The organism is Rhodococcus ruber, from assembly GCF_027270735.1.
Lineage (GTDB): Bacteria > Actinomycetota > Actinomycetes > Mycobacteriales > Mycobacteriaceae > Rhodococcoides > Rhodococcoides rubrum_A.
Map to the genome: position 1 here is coordinate 134693 of NZ_JAPWIJ010000009.1, position 19482 is coordinate 154174.

16 protein-coding genes are annotated in these 19482 nt (G+C 64.4%); 5 read left to right on the plus strand and 11 right to left on the minus strand.

Going from position 1 to position 19482, the window contains the following annotated elements:
- Nucleotides 1-33: 33 nt before the first annotated feature.
- The 4 genes from O4220_RS20900 to O4220_RS20915 all read right to left on the minus strand — a co-directional run bounded on the left by O4220_RS20900 (nucleotide 34) and on the right by O4220_RS20915 (nucleotide 5521).
- Complete coding sequence (locus O4220_RS20900) at nucleotides 34-1482, minus strand: amidase (protein ID WP_269607395.1); 1449 nt, start codon at nucleotides 1480-1482, stop codon at nucleotides 34-36.
- A 104-nt stretch (nucleotides 1483-1586) separates the two neighbouring features.
- On the minus strand, nucleotides 1587-2693 hold the full coding sequence (locus O4220_RS20905; RefSeq protein WP_269607396.1) for a ring-opening amidohydrolase: 1107 nt from the start codon (nucleotides 2691-2693) through the stop codon (nucleotides 1587-1589).
- A 78-nt stretch (nucleotides 2694-2771) separates the two neighbouring features.
- Nucleotides 2772-4352: a carboxyl transferase domain-containing protein gene (locus tag O4220_RS20910; RefSeq protein WP_269607398.1), complete on the minus strand. Its 1581-nt coding sequence runs from the start codon at nucleotides 4350-4352 to the stop codon at nucleotides 2772-2774.
- Nucleotides 4349-5521, minus strand: coding sequence for a CaiB/BaiF CoA transferase family protein (locus O4220_RS20915; protein WP_269607399.1), 1173 nt, complete (start codon nucleotides 5519-5521; stop codon nucleotides 4349-4351). Before O4220_RS20915 ends, O4220_RS20910 begins: the two co-directional genes overlap by 4 nt.
- Nucleotides 5522-5739: 218 nt before the next feature.
- On the opposite strand from O4220_RS20915, the gene upp reads away from it, so the two are divergent.
- Nucleotides 5740-6363, plus strand: a complete 624-nt coding sequence (upp, locus tag O4220_RS20920; protein WP_269607401.1) for a uracil phosphoribosyltransferase — start codon at nucleotides 5740-5742, stop codon at nucleotides 6361-6363.
- A 10-nt stretch (nucleotides 6364-6373) separates the two neighbouring features.
- Here the strand turns inward: upp and O4220_RS20925 are convergent, their stop codons facing one another.
- The 7 genes from O4220_RS20925 to O4220_RS20955 all read right to left on the minus strand — a co-directional run bounded on the left by O4220_RS20925 (nucleotide 6374) and on the right by O4220_RS20955 (nucleotide 15149).
- On the minus strand, nucleotides 6374-7195 hold the full coding sequence (locus O4220_RS20925) for an ABC transporter permease (RefSeq protein ID WP_269607402.1): 822 nt from the start codon (nucleotides 7193-7195) through the stop codon (nucleotides 6374-6376).
- Entirely contained in the window at nucleotides 7195-8019 is an 825-nt protein-coding gene (locus O4220_RS20930) for an ABC transporter permease (protein WP_037148404.1), read from the minus strand. The genes O4220_RS20925 and O4220_RS20930 overlap by 1 nt, the downstream gene beginning before the upstream one ends.
- On the minus strand, nucleotides 8016-8780 hold the full coding sequence (locus O4220_RS20935) for an ABC transporter ATP-binding protein (protein WP_179274419.1): 765 nt from the start codon (nucleotides 8778-8780) through the stop codon (nucleotides 8016-8018). The genes O4220_RS20930 and O4220_RS20935 overlap by 4 nt, the downstream gene beginning before the upstream one ends.
- A 76-nt stretch (nucleotides 8781-8856) precedes the next feature.
- On the minus strand, nucleotides 8857-9873 hold the full coding sequence (locus tag O4220_RS20940; protein WP_269607404.1) for an ABC transporter substrate-binding protein: 1017 nt from the start codon (nucleotides 9871-9873) through the stop codon (nucleotides 8857-8859).
- Between the two features lie 175 nt (nucleotides 9874-10048).
- A complete protein-coding gene (locus O4220_RS20945) occupies nucleotides 10049-11308 on the minus strand; it encodes an amidase (protein ID WP_269607405.1) in 1260 nt (419 codons plus the stop codon).
- Complete coding sequence (locus tag O4220_RS20950; protein WP_269607406.1) at nucleotides 11254-13071, minus strand: hydantoinase B/oxoprolinase family protein; 1818 nt, start codon at nucleotides 13069-13071, stop codon at nucleotides 11254-11256. The genes O4220_RS20945 and O4220_RS20950 overlap by 55 nt, the downstream gene beginning before the upstream one ends.
- Complete coding sequence (locus O4220_RS20955) at nucleotides 13068-15149, minus strand: hydantoinase/oxoprolinase family protein (RefSeq protein ID WP_269607407.1); 2082 nt, start codon at nucleotides 15147-15149, stop codon at nucleotides 13068-13070. Before O4220_RS20955 ends, O4220_RS20950 begins: the two co-directional genes overlap by 4 nt.
- A gap of 298 nt (nucleotides 15150-15447) precedes the next feature.
- On the opposite strand from O4220_RS20955, the gene O4220_RS20960 reads away from it, so the two are divergent.
- The 4 genes from O4220_RS20960 (at nucleotide 15448) to O4220_RS20975 (ending at nucleotide 19443) form a co-directional block, all read left to right on the plus strand.
- Nucleotides 15448-16182, plus strand: a complete 735-nt coding sequence (locus tag O4220_RS20960; protein WP_269607408.1) for a FadR/GntR family transcriptional regulator — start codon at nucleotides 15448-15450, stop codon at nucleotides 16180-16182.
- Nucleotides 16183-16313: 131 nt separating this feature from the next.
- On the plus strand, nucleotides 16314-16862 hold the full coding sequence (locus O4220_RS20965; protein ID WP_032364337.1) for a MaoC family dehydratase: 549 nt from the start codon (nucleotides 16314-16316) through the stop codon (nucleotides 16860-16862).
- Nucleotides 16859-18076, plus strand: coding sequence for a CaiB/BaiF CoA transferase family protein (locus O4220_RS20970; protein ID WP_269607410.1), 1218 nt, complete (start codon nucleotides 16859-16861; stop codon nucleotides 18074-18076). The genes O4220_RS20965 and O4220_RS20970 overlap by 4 nt, the downstream gene beginning before the upstream one ends.
- Nucleotides 18073-19443 (plus strand): MmgE/PrpD family protein, encoded by a 1371-nt coding sequence (locus O4220_RS20975; protein ID WP_269607411.1) that lies wholly within the window; start codon nucleotides 18073-18075, stop codon nucleotides 19441-19443. The genes O4220_RS20970 and O4220_RS20975 overlap by 4 nt, the downstream gene beginning before the upstream one ends.
- Nucleotides 19444-19482 lie beyond the last annotated feature (39 nt).

Below are 19482 nucleotides of genomic sequence, written 5' to 3' on the forward strand. Positions count from 1 at the left end.
GTACGTTGCCGTCCGTTCGCCTGTGGTGGGGGATCAGCGGACCTGCAGAGCAGGTGGGACGACGCGCTCGACCCAGCGGGTGGCCTGCTCGTACGCGTACGCGAGTTGCAGGACCGAACGATCGGCACCGTGCCTGCCGATGATCTGTACCCCCATCGGCAGACCGCGATCGTCGAAACCGACCGGTACGGCCGCGATCGGAACACCGGCCATCGTCCACGGCACCACTGTCTCCATCCACCGGTGGTAGGTGTCCATCGAACGCCCTGCGATGGACTGCGGCCAATGCTGTTCCTTGTCGAACGGGAACACCTGGGCGCTGGGTGCGAGAACGAAGTCGTAGGTCTCGAACAGCGTGTTCAGGGCAGCGTTCCAATCGTTGCGCTTCTGCGCCGCCGCGGTGATGTCGAGAGCGCTGAGTGCGACGGCATGCTCCATCTCCCAGACCATTTCAGGCTTCATCAGCGCGCGCGTTCGAGGATCCGCATAGAGGTCGGCCATTCCGAGCTGAGCCCACCAACGCCACGTCAGGAACGAATCCCAAATATGGGCCGGGTCGTAGTCGGGCAGAGCCGCATCGACCTCGCAACCGAGATCGGCAAAGATGGGAAACGCAGATTCGCACAGGTCGAGCACGCCGGGTTCGGTTGCCAGATAACCGTTCCAGTCACCGACCCAGGCGATCCGGGCCCCCCGAAAGCTGCGTTCGAGAGTGCGCGTGAAGATTTCCGGGTCTTCGTCGAGTGCGAGTGGAGCGTTGGCATCCGGTCCGGCCATCGTCGAGAGCAGGTGAGCGACGTCGGTGACCGATCGTCCCATCGGGCCGGCCACTGCGCCCTGGGCGATGAATCCAGGCTCGGGGATCCGTCCCCAGGACGGACGGAAACCGACAACGTTGTTGAATGCCGCCGGGTTGCGCAGTGAACCCATGTAGTCGGTGCCGTCGGCCACGGGCAGCATGCGCAGCGCGAGCGCCGCCGCCGCACCTCCGCTGCTGCCGCCGGCGGTGAGTGAGTGATCGTAGGGGGAGACGGTGGTGCCGTACACCGGGTTGTAGGTCTGGGATCCGTAGCCGAATTCCGGTGTGTTGGTCTTGCCGATGATGATGGCTCCGGCGGCTCTGATTCGAGCGACGAAGAGATCGTCCGCCTCGGCGATCCGATCCGCGAAAATCGCCGATCCCGAGGTGAACGGTAAGCCCTTCACAGCCGAAAGATCCTTCACCGCATGGGGAAACCCGTGCATCCAACCGAGGTACTGCCCCTGCGCCAGCTGGTCGTCACGCTCCCGCGCCTCGGCGATCAACTCCTCACGGTCACGCAGGGCCACGATGGCATTGACGGTGGGATTGTGGATCTCGATGTGGTCCAGATACGCCGTCATGGTCTCGACACAGGACACCTCCCGACGCTTGATCTTTCCGCTGAGTTCGAGTGCGTCGATCATCAGAAGTTCGGTAGCGGGTCCGGCGGAGGTTGCCATGGGAGTTCCTTCGATCCGAGAGATGCAGTGATGAGGGCCGAATGCCGCGCGGCTCCGAAAGGAATCGGTTCCGCGCGGCGTTCGTTCGGTAGTCGAGCTCTGCGCTATCCGAGGTCGACGATCGCAGCGACGGGTCCGCCGCCTTCGGGTCCCTGGTGTGCGGCCGAGACCGACACGAACACTGCCGGATCGCCCGTCACCGCGGCCGTGACTCCGCCGACGCACGCCTTGATCTGGCGGTGCCAGTGCACGTCGGAGTCGTCCAGCATCGCGTTACGGCGGCCACGAACCGTACCGTCCTGGCTCGCTTCACATTTGAGGAATACGTTGACCAGCTTGCCGTCGAGGTCTGCGGTGCGCGGACGCTCGGGAAGTTCGAGGCCGGCGTCCTTGATGGCATCCCAGATGCCGTCCTGATCGAGCGCATCCTTCATGACACTGTGGCCGATGCGGTACCGACCGCCGATTCCGCGGGTGTTTCCGACGACGACGATCTGCGCACGGTCGAGCTCCACGCCCGAGGAGCACGATGCGACAGACGAATACAGTTCGCGACTGTGCATGACATCCTCGTCCGTCGGCATGTCGATCTCGCCGAGGGCAACAGCGATACCGAGAGCGGTTCCGCCGTTCGAGAGGTCCATCGACTCGTGTGTCTGCTCGGTCCAGACGGTCTTGCCGCGGCTCTTGGCATCGCGAATGGTGTGAATCGTCAGTAGCGGTGTCTTGGTCTGCACGTAGTGCACGTCGGCCGGATCGGTGATTCCTGCGTTGGCCATGGCATCTCTCACTGCCGCAGCAACCTTGGTGATCATGGCGGTGCGACCGATGTCCTCGGGCATGAGCTGCTCGCTCATCGCGACGCCGACCGTCAGACGAGGCTCGTCGGACTGCACGGCCTTGTCGGCCGGCACGGTGGCGAAGATCGTCGCGTGCGGGCTGATGACTCCGTCGGTTCCGCCGGACCACACGATCGGTACCTCGCCGACGTCGTGGGCGCTCCGGGTTCCTTTCGCGGACAACACCTCACGGAAGGCGCGGTCGGCGATGATGCGGGTGTAGTCGTTGACGCCACCGTTGCCCTCGGTCTTGCCGATGACCGCGATGACCCGGTCGGCGTCGAGCACCCCGTCGTCGATGAGCTTCGCCAGCTCGCTGGCGTCGGACACGTTGTGGAGTGGGACCTTGCGGACCTCGATTGCATCGGGCACTGAAATCTCCTTCATCGCGGACTGTGAATACGGCAGAGTCGGCCGGCATGGCGCGGCGGTGCTCTTGCCCCTCGAACGCTATCGACCGTTCGAGGTGGGATGCACTGGCAAGCTTTGCTCAATCAGTGCTTCTTTTTGGTGATCGGACATCCCCAGGTAGCGGTAACGCTGCAGGCGTCGGGTCACCAAATCGGTTGGATCGGCGGCGAGCAGCTTTGCCAATTCGTGTTCGAGCACGGTGCCGAGGCGGGAGAGAAACTGCGCAGGTTCATCGGATGCATCCGGGCGTTCGGCAACGATCCGATCGATGACGCCGTTGCGCAGCAGGTCGATGCTGCGCACGCCCTGCTCCTCGGCCATCTCCGCAGCGCGGTCGGTGGTGTGGAACTTGATCGCCGATGCACCTTCCGGTGGCAGCGGCGAGAGCCAGCCGTGCTGCGCGCACAGCACGCGGTCGGCCGGGAGCAATGCGAGGGCACCGCCGCCTGCGCCCTGGCCCAGCAGCAGGCAGATCGTGGGTGCCTTCAGCGTCGTGAGTTCGACCAGGCACCTGGCTATTTCACCCGCCAGGCCGCCCTCCTCGGCCTCTTTGCTCAATGCGGCACCAGCGGTGTCGATGACGGTGACGAGGGGCAGTTGCAGTTCCTCGGCCAGTCGCATACCGCGGCGCGCTTCGCGCAACCCTGCCGGACCCAACGGTTGATCGGCGAAGGTGCGATCCTGACCGAGCACGACGCACGCAGACGCGCCGAATTTGGCCAACGCGAGAAACAGTCCCGGCTCGATTTCACCGGCTCCGGTGCCTTGCAGTGGCGTGACTGTGTTCGCTGCCGATCGCACGAGTCGGCGCACCCCTGGCCGTTCCGGCCGTCGTGATCGTTGGATGGATTCCCAGGCCGGGACGTCGTCGAGGTGTTCCAACGGAATGTTCGGAACGGGTGGAGGTGGCTCGTGCGGTGCGCACAGCACGGCGAGGGCCGCGATCGCCACCTCACGCAATTTCTCGGGCGGCACAACGGCATCGACAAGGCCTCTGGCCGCGAGGTTTTCAGCGGTTTGCACGCCCGAGGGGAATTTCGCTCCGTAGAGAGCCTCGTACACGCGCGGTCCGAGAAACCCGAGCAGTGCACCCGGTTCGGCCGCGGTCACGTGTCCGAGGGAGCCCCACGAGGCCAGCGCTCCACCGGTGGTGGGATGACGGAGATAGACGGCGTAAGCGAGGCCCGCCGACTTGTGCGCCGCAATTGCCGCCGAGATCTTCACCATCTGCAGAAATGCGACGGTGCCCTCCTGCATGCGTGTTCCACCCGAGGTGGGCACGGCCAGCAGCGGGAGCTTCTGCGCAGTAGCCTTCTCGACGGCCTGCACCAGTCGTTCCGCTGCCGCAGTTCCGATGGACCCTGCGAGAAAGCCGAACTCGCACATGACAAGTGCCACGCGCCGGCCGGCGAGTGTCGCTTCACCGGTCAGGACCGCCTCGTCGCAGCCGCTCGACTCGCGAGCCGCTTCGAGCTCGTCGAGGTAGCTCTGTTGTGGAGGCCCGTGGACTCCGATCGGGGGTAACGGTTCGCCGTCCCAGCGAACGAAACTGCCGTCGTCGACGACCATGTCGACGAGTTCGAGCGCGCCGAGCCGGGAAGGCGCGCCGGTGCGGGTCATCGCGCTGTCTCCAACCACGCACGGATCGAGTCACCGTGTTGATCGAGCGTGGGCGGGGCCGCATGGGTTGTGCGCATACCGGGCCCCTCGCAATCCTCGTCCATGCGTAGCGCCGGTCCGGGCAGGGTGATCGGGCCCAACGCGGAATGGTCGACGTCGATCATGAGTCCTTGCGAGCGTGTTTGTTCCCAGGTGTACACCTCGGCGAGATCGCGAACGCGACCGGCGGGAATACCCAGTTCGCCCAGCAGCCCGAGCAATTTGTCGGTGGGCCAATCCGCGAAGGCGGCTTCGACAGCAGCGATCACCGCGTCCCGATCGGCGACGCGTTGCGGATTGGTCGCCCACTCCGTGCGGTCCAATCCGAAATGGGGTGCGAAGCGTTGCCACAATCCCTCACTGCCGACGGCGATTTGTACGAGTCCCTCGGCCGAGTGGAACAGTCCGTACGGACAGATCGACGGGTGATGCCCGCCGGTGGGACGCGGCACCTCGCCGGCCACCGTGTAACGAGTTCCTTGGAACGCATGCACCCCGACGATGGACGCCAACAGGCTGGTTCGCACCACGCGGCCACGCCCCGTGCTGTGGCGCTCGTGCAGTGCGGCGACGACGCCGTAAGCACCGTTCATACCGGCAAGCAGATCGCCGATGGGGACGCCGACCCGAGTGGGTTCGTCACGGGAAGGACCGGTCAACGACATCAATCCCGCCTCGCCCTGGGCGATTTGGTCGTAACCGGGTCGAGTGCCTTCGGGGCCGTCGTGTCCGAACCCGGTGATCGACAGAATGACCAAACGTGGATTCAGCCGATGCAGGGCGTCCATGCTGTATCCGAGGCGGTCGAGAACACCCGGCCGAAAATTCTCGACGAGCACGTCCGCCCGCTCGATCAGTGCAGTGAGCGTGGCGCGGCCATCGACGGCCTTGAGATCGAGAGCGATGGACTCCTTGTTGCGATTGCAGGAGAGGAAGTACGTCGAGTGTCGGTCTCCGTCTTCGTCGGCGACGAACGGCGGACCCCAACTCCTGGTGTCGTCTCCGCCGGTCGGTGACTCGACCTTGATCACCCGCGCGCCGAGGTCACCGAGCATCATTGCCGCTTGGGGTCCGGCGAGCGCGCGTGAAAGATCGACGACGAGGCAGTCGGAGAGGGGGCCGACGGTCATCGGACTGCCCTGCCCGTGTCGATGAGATGTGGGTCGGCGGGGAGCCCGAAGGAAATGCAGCGAGGGGTCATGCGTCCGAGTCAACGTGCCCGTCGCTACCGAGTCGTTGGCAAATGTTGCCGACGCTGACAGGTCGGTTTCGGACCTCGGTGAGCGCGTGTCGATCGATGACGCAGCAGGTGGACGAACGGTCGATCGACAGCCCATAATCACCGACCATGGACACACGGGTAGTCGACCATCCTTTGACCGCAGCACTTTTGACGACCATGCGCGATGTGCACAGCGACAACGCCACCTTCAGGTCTGCGCTGCGCCAGCTGACTCACACGTTGGTCTACGAAGCGTTGCGTGATGCGCGAGTGGTGGAGTTCGATGTCGAGACTCCGGTTGCCCACACCACCGGGGTTCGGCTCGCACACCCACCTCTGCTCGTGCCGGTGTTGCGCGCGGGACTCGGCATGGTCGAACAGGCGAGCTCGCTGATTCCGCAGTCGGGCGTCGGGTTCATCGGTATGGCGCGCGACGAGGAGACGCTCGAACCCGTGCCGTATCTGGAGTCTCTGCCCGCCGACCTGTCCCATACCCCGGTCTTCGTTCTGGATCCGATGGTGGCAACCGGTGGATCGATGGTGCGGACGATCGATCTGCTGGTGGCGCGCGGAGCAACCGACGTGGTGGTCGTGTGCGTGGTCGTGACCCCCGAAGGCATTGCTGCTCTGGAGAAGTCAGGCCATCCCGTCAGAGTCGTCACCGCTGCCATCGACGATGAGCTCGACGATCGGGGCATCGTCGTGCCCGGTCTCGGTGACGCGGGTGACCGTCAGTTCGGACCTCGCTGAACGGACCTCGTTACCGGCCGCCGTATTTCGAGGTGATGCGACTTTCCAACCACTGCAACGCAATCGTGGGAGGCAGTGCCATCACCAGGATCAACACAACCGTGCCCATGATGTTCTCCATGCGTACCAGGCTGACGTTGCGCAGAAGTTCGTATCCGATGCCGCTGGATGACGAGAACATCTCGGCGAGAAGCAGACCCAGGAACGCCAAACCGAAGGTCATTCGCATACCCGTTGCGAGCGCCGGGAGCACCGCGGGAATGACGATCTGACGGATCAACCTGGGCCAGCTCACCTGAAGCGATGCCGCCATCTTCAGGTGGATTCTCTGGACAGATGCCGTCGCCTCGACCGCGACGAGGAACATCGGGATGAAGGCGGCGTAGAAGGAGAATCCGAATCGGCTCAGTGCGCCGATACCGAGGAACGACAGGAAGATCGGGTACAGCACGATCTTCGGAATGCTGTTGATCGAGTAGACGATCGGGGCGATGGTTCTGGTCCAGAACGGGCTCAGGCCCAGCGTCAGGCCCAGCAGTGAACCCACGACGGTGCTGGCCAGAAACGCGAGCACGAGGATCCGCAGCGAGTCGCCGACATTGGCGCGGAAGTCCGCCTTGCCCAGGTCCTCGATGAGCGAGGCCATGGCCTCGGCCGGCGTCGGGAAGATGAGACTGTCGACGAGAACGGCCGCGACCCACCAGATCAGGACTGCAACGACGGCCACGACCAGTGGTGGGAGAAACCGTCGGGCGTTGGTGCGGCCCGCGGACGAGGTGACCTTCGGGGGAGCGGTGGGTGTGGTGGCTACTCTGTCCAAGGTGCTGCTCATCAGCGGCGCCTCCAATCGAATCGGTTGAGCGCGAGAGAGATCAGCGAGGTCGAGAGCAGAGCGATCAGCGCCACGATGAGGATCCCGGCGTACATGTCGGCGATGTCGAACCCGTCGTAGGCAATGGATATGAAGTGGCCCAGACCCTGCGTCGACAGGATGAACTCACTGGCCAATACCGAGATCACGGCGTACGAGAGCCCGAGCTTGAGTCCGGTCACGATGCTCGGCAACGCGTACGGCAGCAGTACCGATCGGAAGTACTGCCACCGCGTGAGCATCAGTGTGGTGCCGAGCTTGGTGACGATCGGCGATACCGAGTTGAAACCGGTGCGGGCGTTCAACGCCACCACACCGAACGCGAAGATCGTGGACAGAATGGCGATCGGAGCCACACCGGCACCGAACAGCACCACCATGATCGGGTACAGCGCGAACGTCGGGACGGCGTAATAGACGTTAAGGTACGGCTGAAACGCTCTGTCCCACAACTCGTACCGCCACAGCACGTAGGCGGCGGCGACACCGAGTACGGAGCTGAGCACAAACGCGAGGACGATGATCCCCAGCGTCCGGCCCAACTCGTCGATCAGGAAGTCAGGGTCGGTCAGCAGGCTCAGCGACGTCGAGATCATGTCGGTCACCGGAACGATGTCCAGGGGTGATGCGAAGAACCGTGCCGAGATGTCGATGGCCACCAATGCCGCGACGAGGATGAGCACGGTCCATCCCCATGCGGGGAGACCGAGTTGTCTGGAGGGGGCCGGCCGGATGTATCCGGGGACCACGGAGGCGCGCGTGCTCTCGCGCGTGGGGGCACTCATGGTTCGATGCTCATGGTCTTCTTGGCCTCGTCCCGCAGCCGCGACCAAATGCGTTCGTGCAGAGCCACAGCCTCGGGACTCGCCAGTACGTCTTCGGATCGCGGTCGCGGGAGGTCGATGTCTACCTCGTCGATGAATCGGCCGGGCCGCGCACTCATCACCAGTACGCGATCGGACAGCAGTACCGCTTCCTGGATGCTGTGAGTGATGAACAGGACTCCGCACGTGAGCTTTTCGACGATCTTGAGTAGCTCGTACGACATGACCAGTCGCGTCTGCTCGTCGAGTGCACCGAACGGCTCGTCCGCGAGAATGAGATCGGGCTCCATGGACAGGCAGCGCGCGATAGCCACACGCTGGCGCATACCGCCGGACAACTGGGTGGGGTAGTGGTCGCCGAACTTGCTCAGCCCCACGGTGTTCAGCAGCTCGTCGGCGCGTGACCGACGTTCCTTCTTGCCGACGCCGCGGACTTCGAGAGCGAACGCGACGTTGTCGCGGACGGTCCGCCAGGGCAGCGTCGCCGATTCCTGGAAGATCACCGCAGTCTTGGACCGAGGGCCGGTCAGTGGTTGGCCGTCGACGTGGACGGTGCCGCCGTCGTGGTCCTGTAGGCCGGCGAACACTTCGAGGAGGGTGGACTTACCGCAGCCACTGGGCCCGACGACGGAGACGAATTCGCCTCGGCCGATGGACAAGTCGATCTCGTGCAGGGCAGTCACATCACCGAAGCGCCGCGATACCGACGAGGCGACGGCGATGGCGGAGGTGGTGTCGGGGCGGGGTCGAGTCGCTGCGTGAGTCACGTCGATACCTTTTGGTGGTGGGAAATTTCGGTCAGGAGTCGCAGTCGCCGGGGACATCGTTCTCGACTCCTTCGGCGAGGAACTCCGGGTCGAACAGAGTGCAGAAATTGGGTACGCGATCGCTCCCCGACGCTTCCACGCCGTCCTGGGCGGATTCGACGGACGCTGTGTCGAAGCCGCCGCCCCAGGTGCCGACCGAGGACGCGCGTTCGACCACCGCGGTGGCCGACTCGACGTCGAATCCCGTGTACGCCGCGTAGATCTCTGCGGCGGCAACAGGATCGGCCTTGATGGATGCGACCGCCTCGGTGTAGCCGGCATTGATCGCGCGCACGACGCCGGGATTACTCGCGGCGTAATCCTTGGTCGTGGTGATCGTCGACTGCAGGAACCGCGACATGTAATCGGGGCTGCTGACGATCAGCTTGAAGTCCTCGGGTCGCTGTTCGGCGACAATGGAGGGGACGAGGGCAATATCGACGTTGCCTGCTTCGAGCAGTGCAAACCCCTCGCCGATTCCGCCAGAGGCAACCCGCTCGATTCGGCTCGGGTCGACGCCTGCAACGGAGGGAAGCAGACGCGTCAGAGCATCGGACGCCGAGTTGGGCCGGGTGTAAGCCCAGCGGCGGACGTCCTCGATGGAATTGATGTCGGTGTTGGAGGCGAGCGCGTAGAAATTCATCGGGTACGGCCCCTGCGTGCCACCGCCGACGATGCGCAGTTCGGAACCGGCCGCGTCCGCCTGCACGATCGACGGGTAGCTGACCTCACCGATGGGGATGTTGCCGTCGAGCAGTGTGCGCATCGTCGCGCTGCCGCCCTTGCCCGGCACGATGTTCTCCACGATCACGCCGTGCTTCTCGAACAGTCCCTGCTTCTGCGCGACAAGCCAAGGGATGCTGTAGATTTCGGCCGCTGCCGAGACGGTGACGTCGATCGTGACCGGGTTGGCCGGGTCCGCGTCGGGGCCGGGATCCGATCCGCATGCCACCAGCGCGCCGGATAGCGCCACTGCTGTCATGATCGAGGTGATTCGGCGTAAATGCATCTGCGTCCTCGCTTGCTGATCGGCGTGACGATGCCGAAGTGGGAGTGTCGGCTGTCGCAGGCCCACACGTAGTGAGACGTACGTAACAGCTGCTGACCACTTAAACATAAGATGTTTTAGGCGTCAAGGTGAGGTAAATACGGACAATGCCCGCCGATTGACCGCGCAGCGCGGTTTAAAGATCAGATGTATACGGTGGTGTCGCCCGATGCCAGTCGGTCACCGACTGATAGCGCTCACCCACGCCGAACAGTGCACCCTCACGGTGCGCAGCAGCGGTCAGCTGCGCCCCCACCGGCGTGCCCGAGGATGGGTGGAAGCCGACCGGTAGAGCCAGCGTCGGGCCGTCGTGCAACGACCACGGGTACGTGAATTGTCCCATCCGGCGTGAGAGCGCGACCACGTCGTCACCCCCGTCCCTCGGGGGAACGTCGACAGGCATGGCCGGGGTCAGCACCGCGTCGACACTCTCGAACGTGGCGGTCATGGCCTGACGGAACAGATCGCGGCCGGTGAATGCACGGGCACGGTCGGACTCGGAGATGCTCAGGCCCAACGCTATTCGCTCATAGGTCGCGGGCTGGAAACGAGAAGGCTCGGCGTCGAGCCGGTACCGATGGCGGCGAGCGAGGTCGCTGTAGACGATCGTGTAGACGATATCCTGGGCATCTGAGGCATGCCCCAGCTCGATGGGGACGATCTCGTACCCCAGGTCGGTGAGCGTGCGCACCGCGGCTGCGACGGTCTGCGCGACGCCCGGATCCACGTCCGCGGTGAGGAACACGGTCGGGACACCGATACGCGTGACGGCTGATGGTTCGGACGGGCTGGGGGACAGGACGTCGAACAGAGCCTTGACTTCCACGACCGACCGCGCCATCGGCCCGACGGTGTCGAATTGCTCGCTCACCGGGAACACGCCGTCGTTGCTGATCGATCCCCAACTCGGGCGTAGACCGGTGATCCCGCATGCCGCGGCGGGGAGGCGCACCGACCCGCCGGTGTCGGTGCCCAGGGACGCGTCGACCAATCCAGCGGCGACGGCAATCCCGGAGCCGCCACTCGATCCACCGGGGACGCGCGCGCGATTCCACGGGTTGTACGACGGGCCGGCGGCCGAGTTCTGCGAGGTGACGCCGACGGCGAACTCGGCCATGTTCAGTTTCGCGATCACCGACCCGCCTGCGCGTCGCAGACGGGTGACGACCTCGGCGTCCGACGCGGCGACGTTGTGCTCGAAGAACTCCGACGCGCAGGTGGTCTCGACGCCGGCCACGTCGATGTTGTCCTTGACGCCGATACGCAGGCCGGACAGGGGCCCCGGGGTGTCGTTCCGGTCGTCGATCCACCGGACGACACCGCCGAAGGTCCCGTCCTCGATCAGGCTGCGCTCCGGGCACGCAGCTCGGCCGTCGCGTCCTCGTCGACCGTCCACGAATCGGTGTTCACGACCACACCGTAGTCGCGTCGAGCATCGTCCTCGGTGAGGTACTCGTCCCAGACGTCGCTGAGCACCTGGAAAGGATCACGCTCGAACGGATTTCCGAATCCACCGCCCGAGGGCAGTTTGATCTCCAGCGTCTCACCGGAACGAATCGTCTCCTGAGTGACTTTGGAGTACAACACTTCCTCGCGGTCGGTCCCGACGTTCCTGGTGAACGAGCCGGACACCCCGTTGTGGCCACCGAGGGCTCCGGCCGGCGGATCCGACCGGTTGTCGGCCTCGGACCCGAGGAACGTATCGGTCTCCATCAACCACTTGCGCACACTGCCGATACCGCCGCGCCACTTCCCTGGCGCGGGTGCCTCGTCGCGCAGCTCGTACCGCAACGCGCGCATGGCGTGGTTGAGCTCGAGCTCTTCGATGGGGTTGTTGCGGGTGTTGGCCATCAGGGCGTCGACGGCGTCCATACCGTCCTTGCCGTTGCGGCCGCCGTACGATCCCTCGTTGATTTCGATGTAGACCCAATAGGATTCGCCGTCCGGAGCGATTCCGGAGTAGGCGATGGCGCACAGAGCGGCGGACGAGCCGGCGATCGCGTGATCCGGAAGCACCGGGGCCAGAGCGAGATTGATCGAGTCGAACACACGGTTCACCTGCGAGAACCGCGCGAAACATGATGCGGGGAAGTCCGGGTTGAAGATCGTCCCCTCGGGAGCATAGGCCTTGACGGGTCGGAAGCACCCGTCGTTCTGCGGAACGAATTCCTCGGTGAGGTCCTCATCGAGCAGAATCGTACGAATGGCCGAGACGGCCACAGGGAGAACCGAACCCTCGAACGGGACGTTGAACGCGGTGGGGACCTGGCTGTTCGAGCCGGTGAGGTCGATGAGAATGTCCTCGCCCTCGACCTGCACCCGAACGGCGACCTTGAGCGGTTCGTCGCGGTTCTTACCGTCGTCGTCGAGGTATCCGATGGGTGCGGTGTAGCTGCCGTCGGGAATCTCGCGAATCTTTTTGCGCAGCATGGATTCGGAGTAGTCCATCCAGCGTTCGCCCGCGCTCATGACGGTGTCGAGGCCGTACTTCTCGAGCAGCTCGGTGAATCGCTTCTCGCCTATTCGCGAGCACGCGATCAGTGCTTCGAGGTCGCCGCGGTTCTGCTCGGGCGTACGAACGTTGTCGAGAATGTGCTGGATCAGGTAGTCGTTGCGGACCCCGGCCTCGTAGATCTTCATCGAGTCCATCAGCTTGCCCTCGGCCCACACGTCGACGACGTCCATGCACAGGCCGGGGAAGTTGCCGCCGACGTCGGACACGTGACCGGTACACCCGGCGAAGCCGATGTGCTCGCCCTGCCAGAAGATCGGGATGATCACGCCGTAATCGGGGGAATGGGCCGCTCCGTGGTACGGATGGTTGTGCAGCACCACGTCTCCGGGCTTGTACGTTCCGGCGAGGCGACGGTTGACCCCTTTGATGTAGGCGGGAATCGAACCACAGTGCATCGGAGTCGAATCCGATTCACACAGCTCACGTCCGTTGATGTCGAAGATGCCCGCGCCGAGGTCCTCGGACTCTCGGATGAGCGACGAGTACGCCATGCGGTAGAGCACCTGGGCCATCTCCTTGGCCATCGACTGCAGGGCTCCGCCGATGACGCGCAGCGTGATGGGATCGACCTCGACGTCGTTCCAGGTTCGAGTGGATTCGCCCGCCAGTGACACTCCGGTGGTGGGCATCAGCGCCTTGCTCATGCGGGGTTCCTCTCGATGATGATGTGGCCGACGGCGTCGACGGTGGCGTGCTGGTTCATGCCGATGATCGTGGTGGAATCGAACTGCTCGACGATCGCTGGACCGTCGATCTCGTTGTTCGCCAACAACAACGACCGCTCGTAGACCGGGGTGTCCACCCACTGCGGCGCGCACGTCTCGTCCTGCCAGAACAGTGCGTTGGTGGTCGTCTTGATCGCGGCGGAGGAGTCGGCGGTGCCCACGGCGATGTCGGCGATCTGTACGTGCGGGACCGCACCCACGCCGGTGACGCGGACGTTGATCAGCTGCACGGGCTTGTCGTCGAACCGCTGTGAGTAGGTGCGGCCGTGCACTTCGTGGAACGCCTCCGCGACGGTCTTGACCCACACGTCGTCGATCTCGCCGTCCGGCGCAGCGACGCGCAATTCGTAGCCCTGGCCGACGTAACGGCAGTCGACGCTGCGTTCGAGCGAAATGTTCTCGGCCGCAACACCGTCCTTCTCGAGCTGTGCGACGGCGAGGGCAGACAGGCGCTCGACCTGCTCCTGCAGGAGTTCGATGTTCGGGTCGGCAGACGACGTCCACACCGTCGTCGGCTCCTCGTAGCGGATGTCGGTGGTGAGCAGCCCGACGGCGGAGGTGATGCCGGGGTGACCGGGCACGATCACCCGCGGGATACCGAGTTGGTCGGCGATCTGCCAGGCGAACAGCGGCCCCGCGCCGCCTTCGGCGATCAGTGAGAAGTCGCGTGGGTCATAGCCTTTGCGCACCGAGTGCAGGCTGATCGCCTCGGTCATGGAATGGGCGAGGATCTTGAAGATGCCCATCGCGGCGTCGTCGAGTGGGGTGTCGAGTTTGTCGGCAATGTGAGTCTGAATCGCCTCGCGTGCCAGCTCGGGCTTGACCTCCATGGTTCCGGACAGGAAGCTCTTCTCGCGCAGCCATCCCATCATCACCATGGCGTCGGTGGAGGTCGGTTCGGTGCCGCCGTGTCCGTAACAGGCGGGTCCGGGTACGGCACCCGCACTGCGTGGTCCGACGCGGAACATGCCGCCGTCGTCGACCACGGCGATGGAGCCGCCTCCGGCACCGATGGTGTCGACCTCGGCCATGGGCACCATCGCGTGATAGTCACCGATTCGGGTGTCGAGCAGATGCTTCATCCGCAGCGCGCCGTCCGGGGCCACGCCGACATCCGCGGAGGTGCCGCCGACATCGAGAGTGATGACGCTGGGGTACCCGGAGGCCTTACCGATGGCGCAGCCACCGAGCAGCCCGGCGACCACACCGCTGGTCAGGAGTGAGACGGGGATTTCGCTGGCGCTGCGCGAGGTCACGAGTCCGCCGGCGGACGTCATCAGATGCACGTCCTCGCCGACCTGCGCCGCCTTGGCTTTACCGGCGAGGTTCTCGATGTACTTGGAGGTCTTCGGTCCGATGAAAGCGTTGAGCGCTGCGGTCGAAAAGCGTTCGTACTCGCGGTATTGCGGAGCCACCTCGCTGGACAGGGAGATGAAGACGCCCGGAAACTCCTCCTCGATGATGGCTCTGACCCGCTGCTCGTGCGTGGGGTTGCGGTACGCGTGCAGGAACGCGACGGCGATGGCCTGTACGCCTCGCTCACGCAACAGTCGAACCTGTTCGCGCACAGCATCTTCGTCGAGCGGGGTCAGAACATTTCCTGCGGCGTCGATTCGTTCCGGGACCACCCGCCGGTTGCGTCGCGGCACGAGCTGCCACTTCTGCCACGGAAGATCCTGGTAGTTCGAGTAATTGAGAGGACGCTTCTTACGCGCGATGTGCAGCAGGTCGCGGAAGCCCTCGGTGGTGATCATGCCGACGTCGCAGCCGTTGTGCTCGAGCACGATGTTGGTGGCCACGGTGGTGCCGTGGAAGAACATGTCGATTTCGGACGGGTCGATCCCGGCACGTTCGGCGAGAACCTTGATGCCGTCCATCGTGCCGATCGAGGGGTCGTGATTGGTGGACGGGGTCTTGTGCACGACGACCGTGCCGTCGTCGTCCCACAGGACGAGGTCGGTGAACGTGCCGCCGACGTCGACTCCAATGCGTTTCATGCTGCGTCCGTTCTGTCGGTGCCCGAGGGGAGCGGGAAGGCGTGCTCCGCGTGTCCTACGAAGTCGTGGGGTCACTGCTGAGGTGACATGAGTCATAGTGCTGATGATCGACGGGAAAAGCAATACCTCTGACGTATTGCGTCGACTTTGTCCAGATATCCAGTCTCGCCCTTGTCGATATCGGTGTTTTCCTACGAAAGAGCGGATGTATCGAGGGTTGCGATCCCTGCATCTCTGAGCATCGGCCAGGCTAAGCTCGAGCCGACCAGTACCCGTCGTCGACAACTAGGGGGCAGAAGTGGCTCAATCGGCTCCGCTCAAGGCGACCGCCAAGAGTGTCCCCGCGTATGCGGTTCTCGCCGGCCATCTGCGCAGCCGCATCCTCTCCGGTGAGCTGCAACCAGGGGAGCGGCTCCCCGGCGAAGCCGAGCTCACCGCCGAATTCGGCGTCGGGCGCAGCACCATTCGGGAAGCCCTCCGATCCCTGGCCAGTCAGAATCTGATCGAGACGACCCGGGGAGTGACCGGGGGAAGCTTCGTTGCCGTCCCCAGCGTCGGGCACATCAGCGAGCACCTGGAAACAGGTGTCGCACTGATGGCCGCCGCCGAGACCGTCACGGTCGACCAGCTCATGGAAGTGCGCAACCTGATGGAGGTTCCGGCCGCAGGCATCGCTGCGTTCCGCCGCACCGACGAGCATCTCGAGCAGCTCAACGAGACCATCTTCGACCCCAACCAAGTGCAGGGGCCCGAAACCTTCGCCAAGAACCAGGAATTTCACCTCGTCTTGCTGCGCGCAGCCCACAACCCCCTGCTCGAGCTCATCACCGCACCTGTCTTCCGTGTCCTGTCCGGCCGCTTCGGCCGCGACCACGCACCTGAGGGCTTCTGGCAGTGCGTCGACAGCGACCACCGGGGACTGCTCGACGTGGTGGAGGCCGGTGACTCGATGGCTGCCATGGATCTCATGCGCAAGCATCTCGATCACCTCGGTGACTCGTACCGACAGATGGATCGACTCCGCAACCCGTAAACATCTGCTCTTTATCGAGTCGATTCCGGTGAAGTCTGCCGATTACCGGTTTTCGCGAACCCTTGACGCCGTAAACATCTGATGTTTATGGTCTAGGTAAGGCACTCGCCAAACCGACACGAGGAGACACGGTGGCAATCCATCCGGCCGTTCTGGGGCGCTTCTTCGACGACTACGCCGTGGGGGACGTCTACCAACATCCCTTCGGGCGGACGATCTCGGAGACCGACAACACGTGGGTCACGCTGCTGTCGCTCAACACCAACCAGAACCATTTCAACGCGCATCTGGCGTCGCAGAACCCCATCACCGATGGGAAGGTCATCGTCAACTCCGGCTTCACAGTCTCTGTGGTGCTGGGACTTTCGGTGATCGACATGAGCCAGAACGCGATCTCGAATCTCGCCTTCACCGACATCAAGATGTCCCACCCGGTCTATGCAGGCGACACGCTGTACGCCGAAAGCATCTGCACCGGGCTGCGCAAGTCCGAGTCACGTCCCTACGCCGGCATCGTCTCGATGATCACCCGCGGCCTCAATCAGGATGGCGTCGAGGTCATTTCGTGGAAGCGCTCGGTCATGGTCGCAACCCGCGACAGTGGCATCGGGCAGAACTACTTCCCCGAAGCTCAGAACGGACCGCTCGAACTTCCCCAGACTAAGGATTCCGACGCATGAGGCCACTCGAAGACGTACGCATCATTTCCCTCGAGCAGTACGGCGCAGGCCCGTTCGGTAGCTTGCACCTCGCCGACCTCGGCGCGGACGTCATCAAGATCGAGGACCCCAGCGTCGGCGGCGACGTCGGACGCTACGTCCCGCCCTACAACGAGGGTGAGGACTCGCTGTTCTTCGAGAGCTTCAATCGCAACAAACGCTCTCTCTCACTGGACCTTTCGACCCCGAGCGGGCGAGCGGTGTTCGAGGACCTCGTCCGTACCAGCGACGCCGTCTATTCCAACCTCCGCGGTGACGTGCCGGAGAAGATCGGCATCACCTACGACCAGCTCAAGCATCTCAATCCCGCGATCGTGTGCTGCAGTCTCACCGGCTTCGGTATGACCGGCCCGCGCGCGAAAGAGCCTGGCTACGACTACATTCTGCAAGGCCTCGCCGGCTGGATGAGCGTCACCGGCGACCCGGACGGCCCGCCCACCAAATCCGGTCTGTCGCTGGTCGATTACTCCGGTGGATTCGTTGCCGCGATCTCGTTGCTGTCGGGACTGCACGCTGCCCGACGCGACGGCATCGGTGGTGACTGCGACGTCTCGCTGTACGACACGGCGATGTCGCTGCTGACGTATCCCGCGACGTGGCATCTCAACGCCGGCTTCGAGCCGATCCGCACGAAGAACTCGGCTCACCCGTCCCTGGTGCCGTTCCAGGCTTTCGAGGCAACGGACGGCTGGCTCATCGTCGGCTGCGCGAAGGAGAAGTTCTGGGACCGGCTCGTCGTCGCCATCGATCGCCCGGATCTCGGTGCCGATCCGCGGTTCACCAACTTCTCGTTGCGTGGCAAGCATCAGGACGTGCTCTTGCCGATCCTGGAAGAGGTGTTCGCCACGAATACCGTCGAGCACTGGCTCTCGAAGCTCGGCCCGGCCGGGGTGCCGACCGGACCGATCAACGACGTCGAGCATGCGCTGACCGAACCCCACACGATTGCGCGCAATCTCGTTGTCGAGACCGAGCATCCGGTGTACAACACGGTGCGTCAGGTCGCGTCCCCGGTGAACTTCGGTTCCGAGGCCAAGCAGTACCGCCGGGCACCGCAGCGCAACGAGCACTTCGACGACATCGTGCGCGAGCAACTGGGCTACGACGACGAACGGATCGCGACATTGAAGGCGGAGGGAGCCTTCGGTACGGCGAAGGACGAGGTGCGGGCGTGACCTCGACGATCTTGGCGGAGTGGGCATCGAGTGTCACCGTTGCCGACCTGCCGGAGAACGTCCGGCACGCGGCCGCGCGCCACCTACTCGATGGCGTCGGCAATACCGTTGCGGCCCAAAGACTCGGCTACGGCCGACCGGGCTGGACAGTGGCCGACGCTCTCGGCGGCCCACCGGAGGCGCGGCCTCTCACCGGCACCCGAGGCCTGTCCGCGCCCGCAGCCGCCTTCGCGACCGGGGTGATGCTGCATTCTCTGGACTTCGACGACACGCATGCGGGCGCACTGGTGCACGCGACGGCCGTATCTCTTCCCGCGGCATTCGCTGTGGGGCAGCAGGTGTCGGCTTCGGGTTCGGATGTGCTGACCGCCGCGGCTCTCGGTCTCGAAACCGCCTGTCGCCTGGGTGAAGTCAGTCCGCACGGCTTCCACGCTCGTGGCGTGCACGCCACGGCAGCGGTGGGTCCGTTGACGGCCGCACTCGTTGCCGGACACCTCTCGAAATTCGACACCGAGACGTTGGTCAACGCTCTGGGGATCGCCGGGTCGTCGAGTTCGGGACTGCTCGAGTTTCTCGATACCGATGCCGACACCAAAGCGCTGCATCCCGGATCAGCCAGCATGAACGGTGTGCTGGCTGCCCGACTCGCCGCCGCCGGTGCCACCGGACCCTCGTCGGTTCTCGAAGGTCGACGCGGAATCTACGCTGCGTTGACCGATCGGCCGACGAATTTCGCGGCACTGACGGAGGGACTCGGCACGCGGTGGGAAGCCACCCGGATCGGCATCAAGCCGTACCCCAGTTGCCAGCTGATGCACGTCACGCTCGACGCTGTCTCGGAGGCGCTCGGCGACGAAGCGGTTCAGGTGGGCGACATTGCCGACATCGAGGTCTTCGTTCACCCCGATTCCAGTCCGTTCGTCTGCGGACCCAACACCGGAGTCGCGTCGCCGCGCAGCACATACGACGGCAAGTTCGATCTGCCGTGGAGTGTGGCGGCATTACTGCACGACGGCGCGATCACCGTCTCGACCTACACGGACGAGTCCATCGCACGTGAGGACGTCCTCGTCACTGCGCGCAAGGTGCGGGTGACGAACCTGCCGTCCGAGGTTCCCGCGGCCGCCGCGTCGGGCAGGGCGGTTCTCACCCTCACCGACGGACGAGTGCTCGACGCCTCCGTCGGCGGCAGCCAAGGTTCCGCCGGGTTCCCGTTGAGCGACGACCGTCTGCTGGAGAAGTTCCTCGGCAACTGCGGCAACGACTCTCGTGCCAGCGAGCTCGCCGACCGCATCCTCGGACTGGTCGACGAAACCGACCTGACCGCCATTCTCGATCTCGCCGCAGCCATCGCGCCGGCACCCTGACACTTTGATCGACGACACCCCAATCGACAGGACATCATC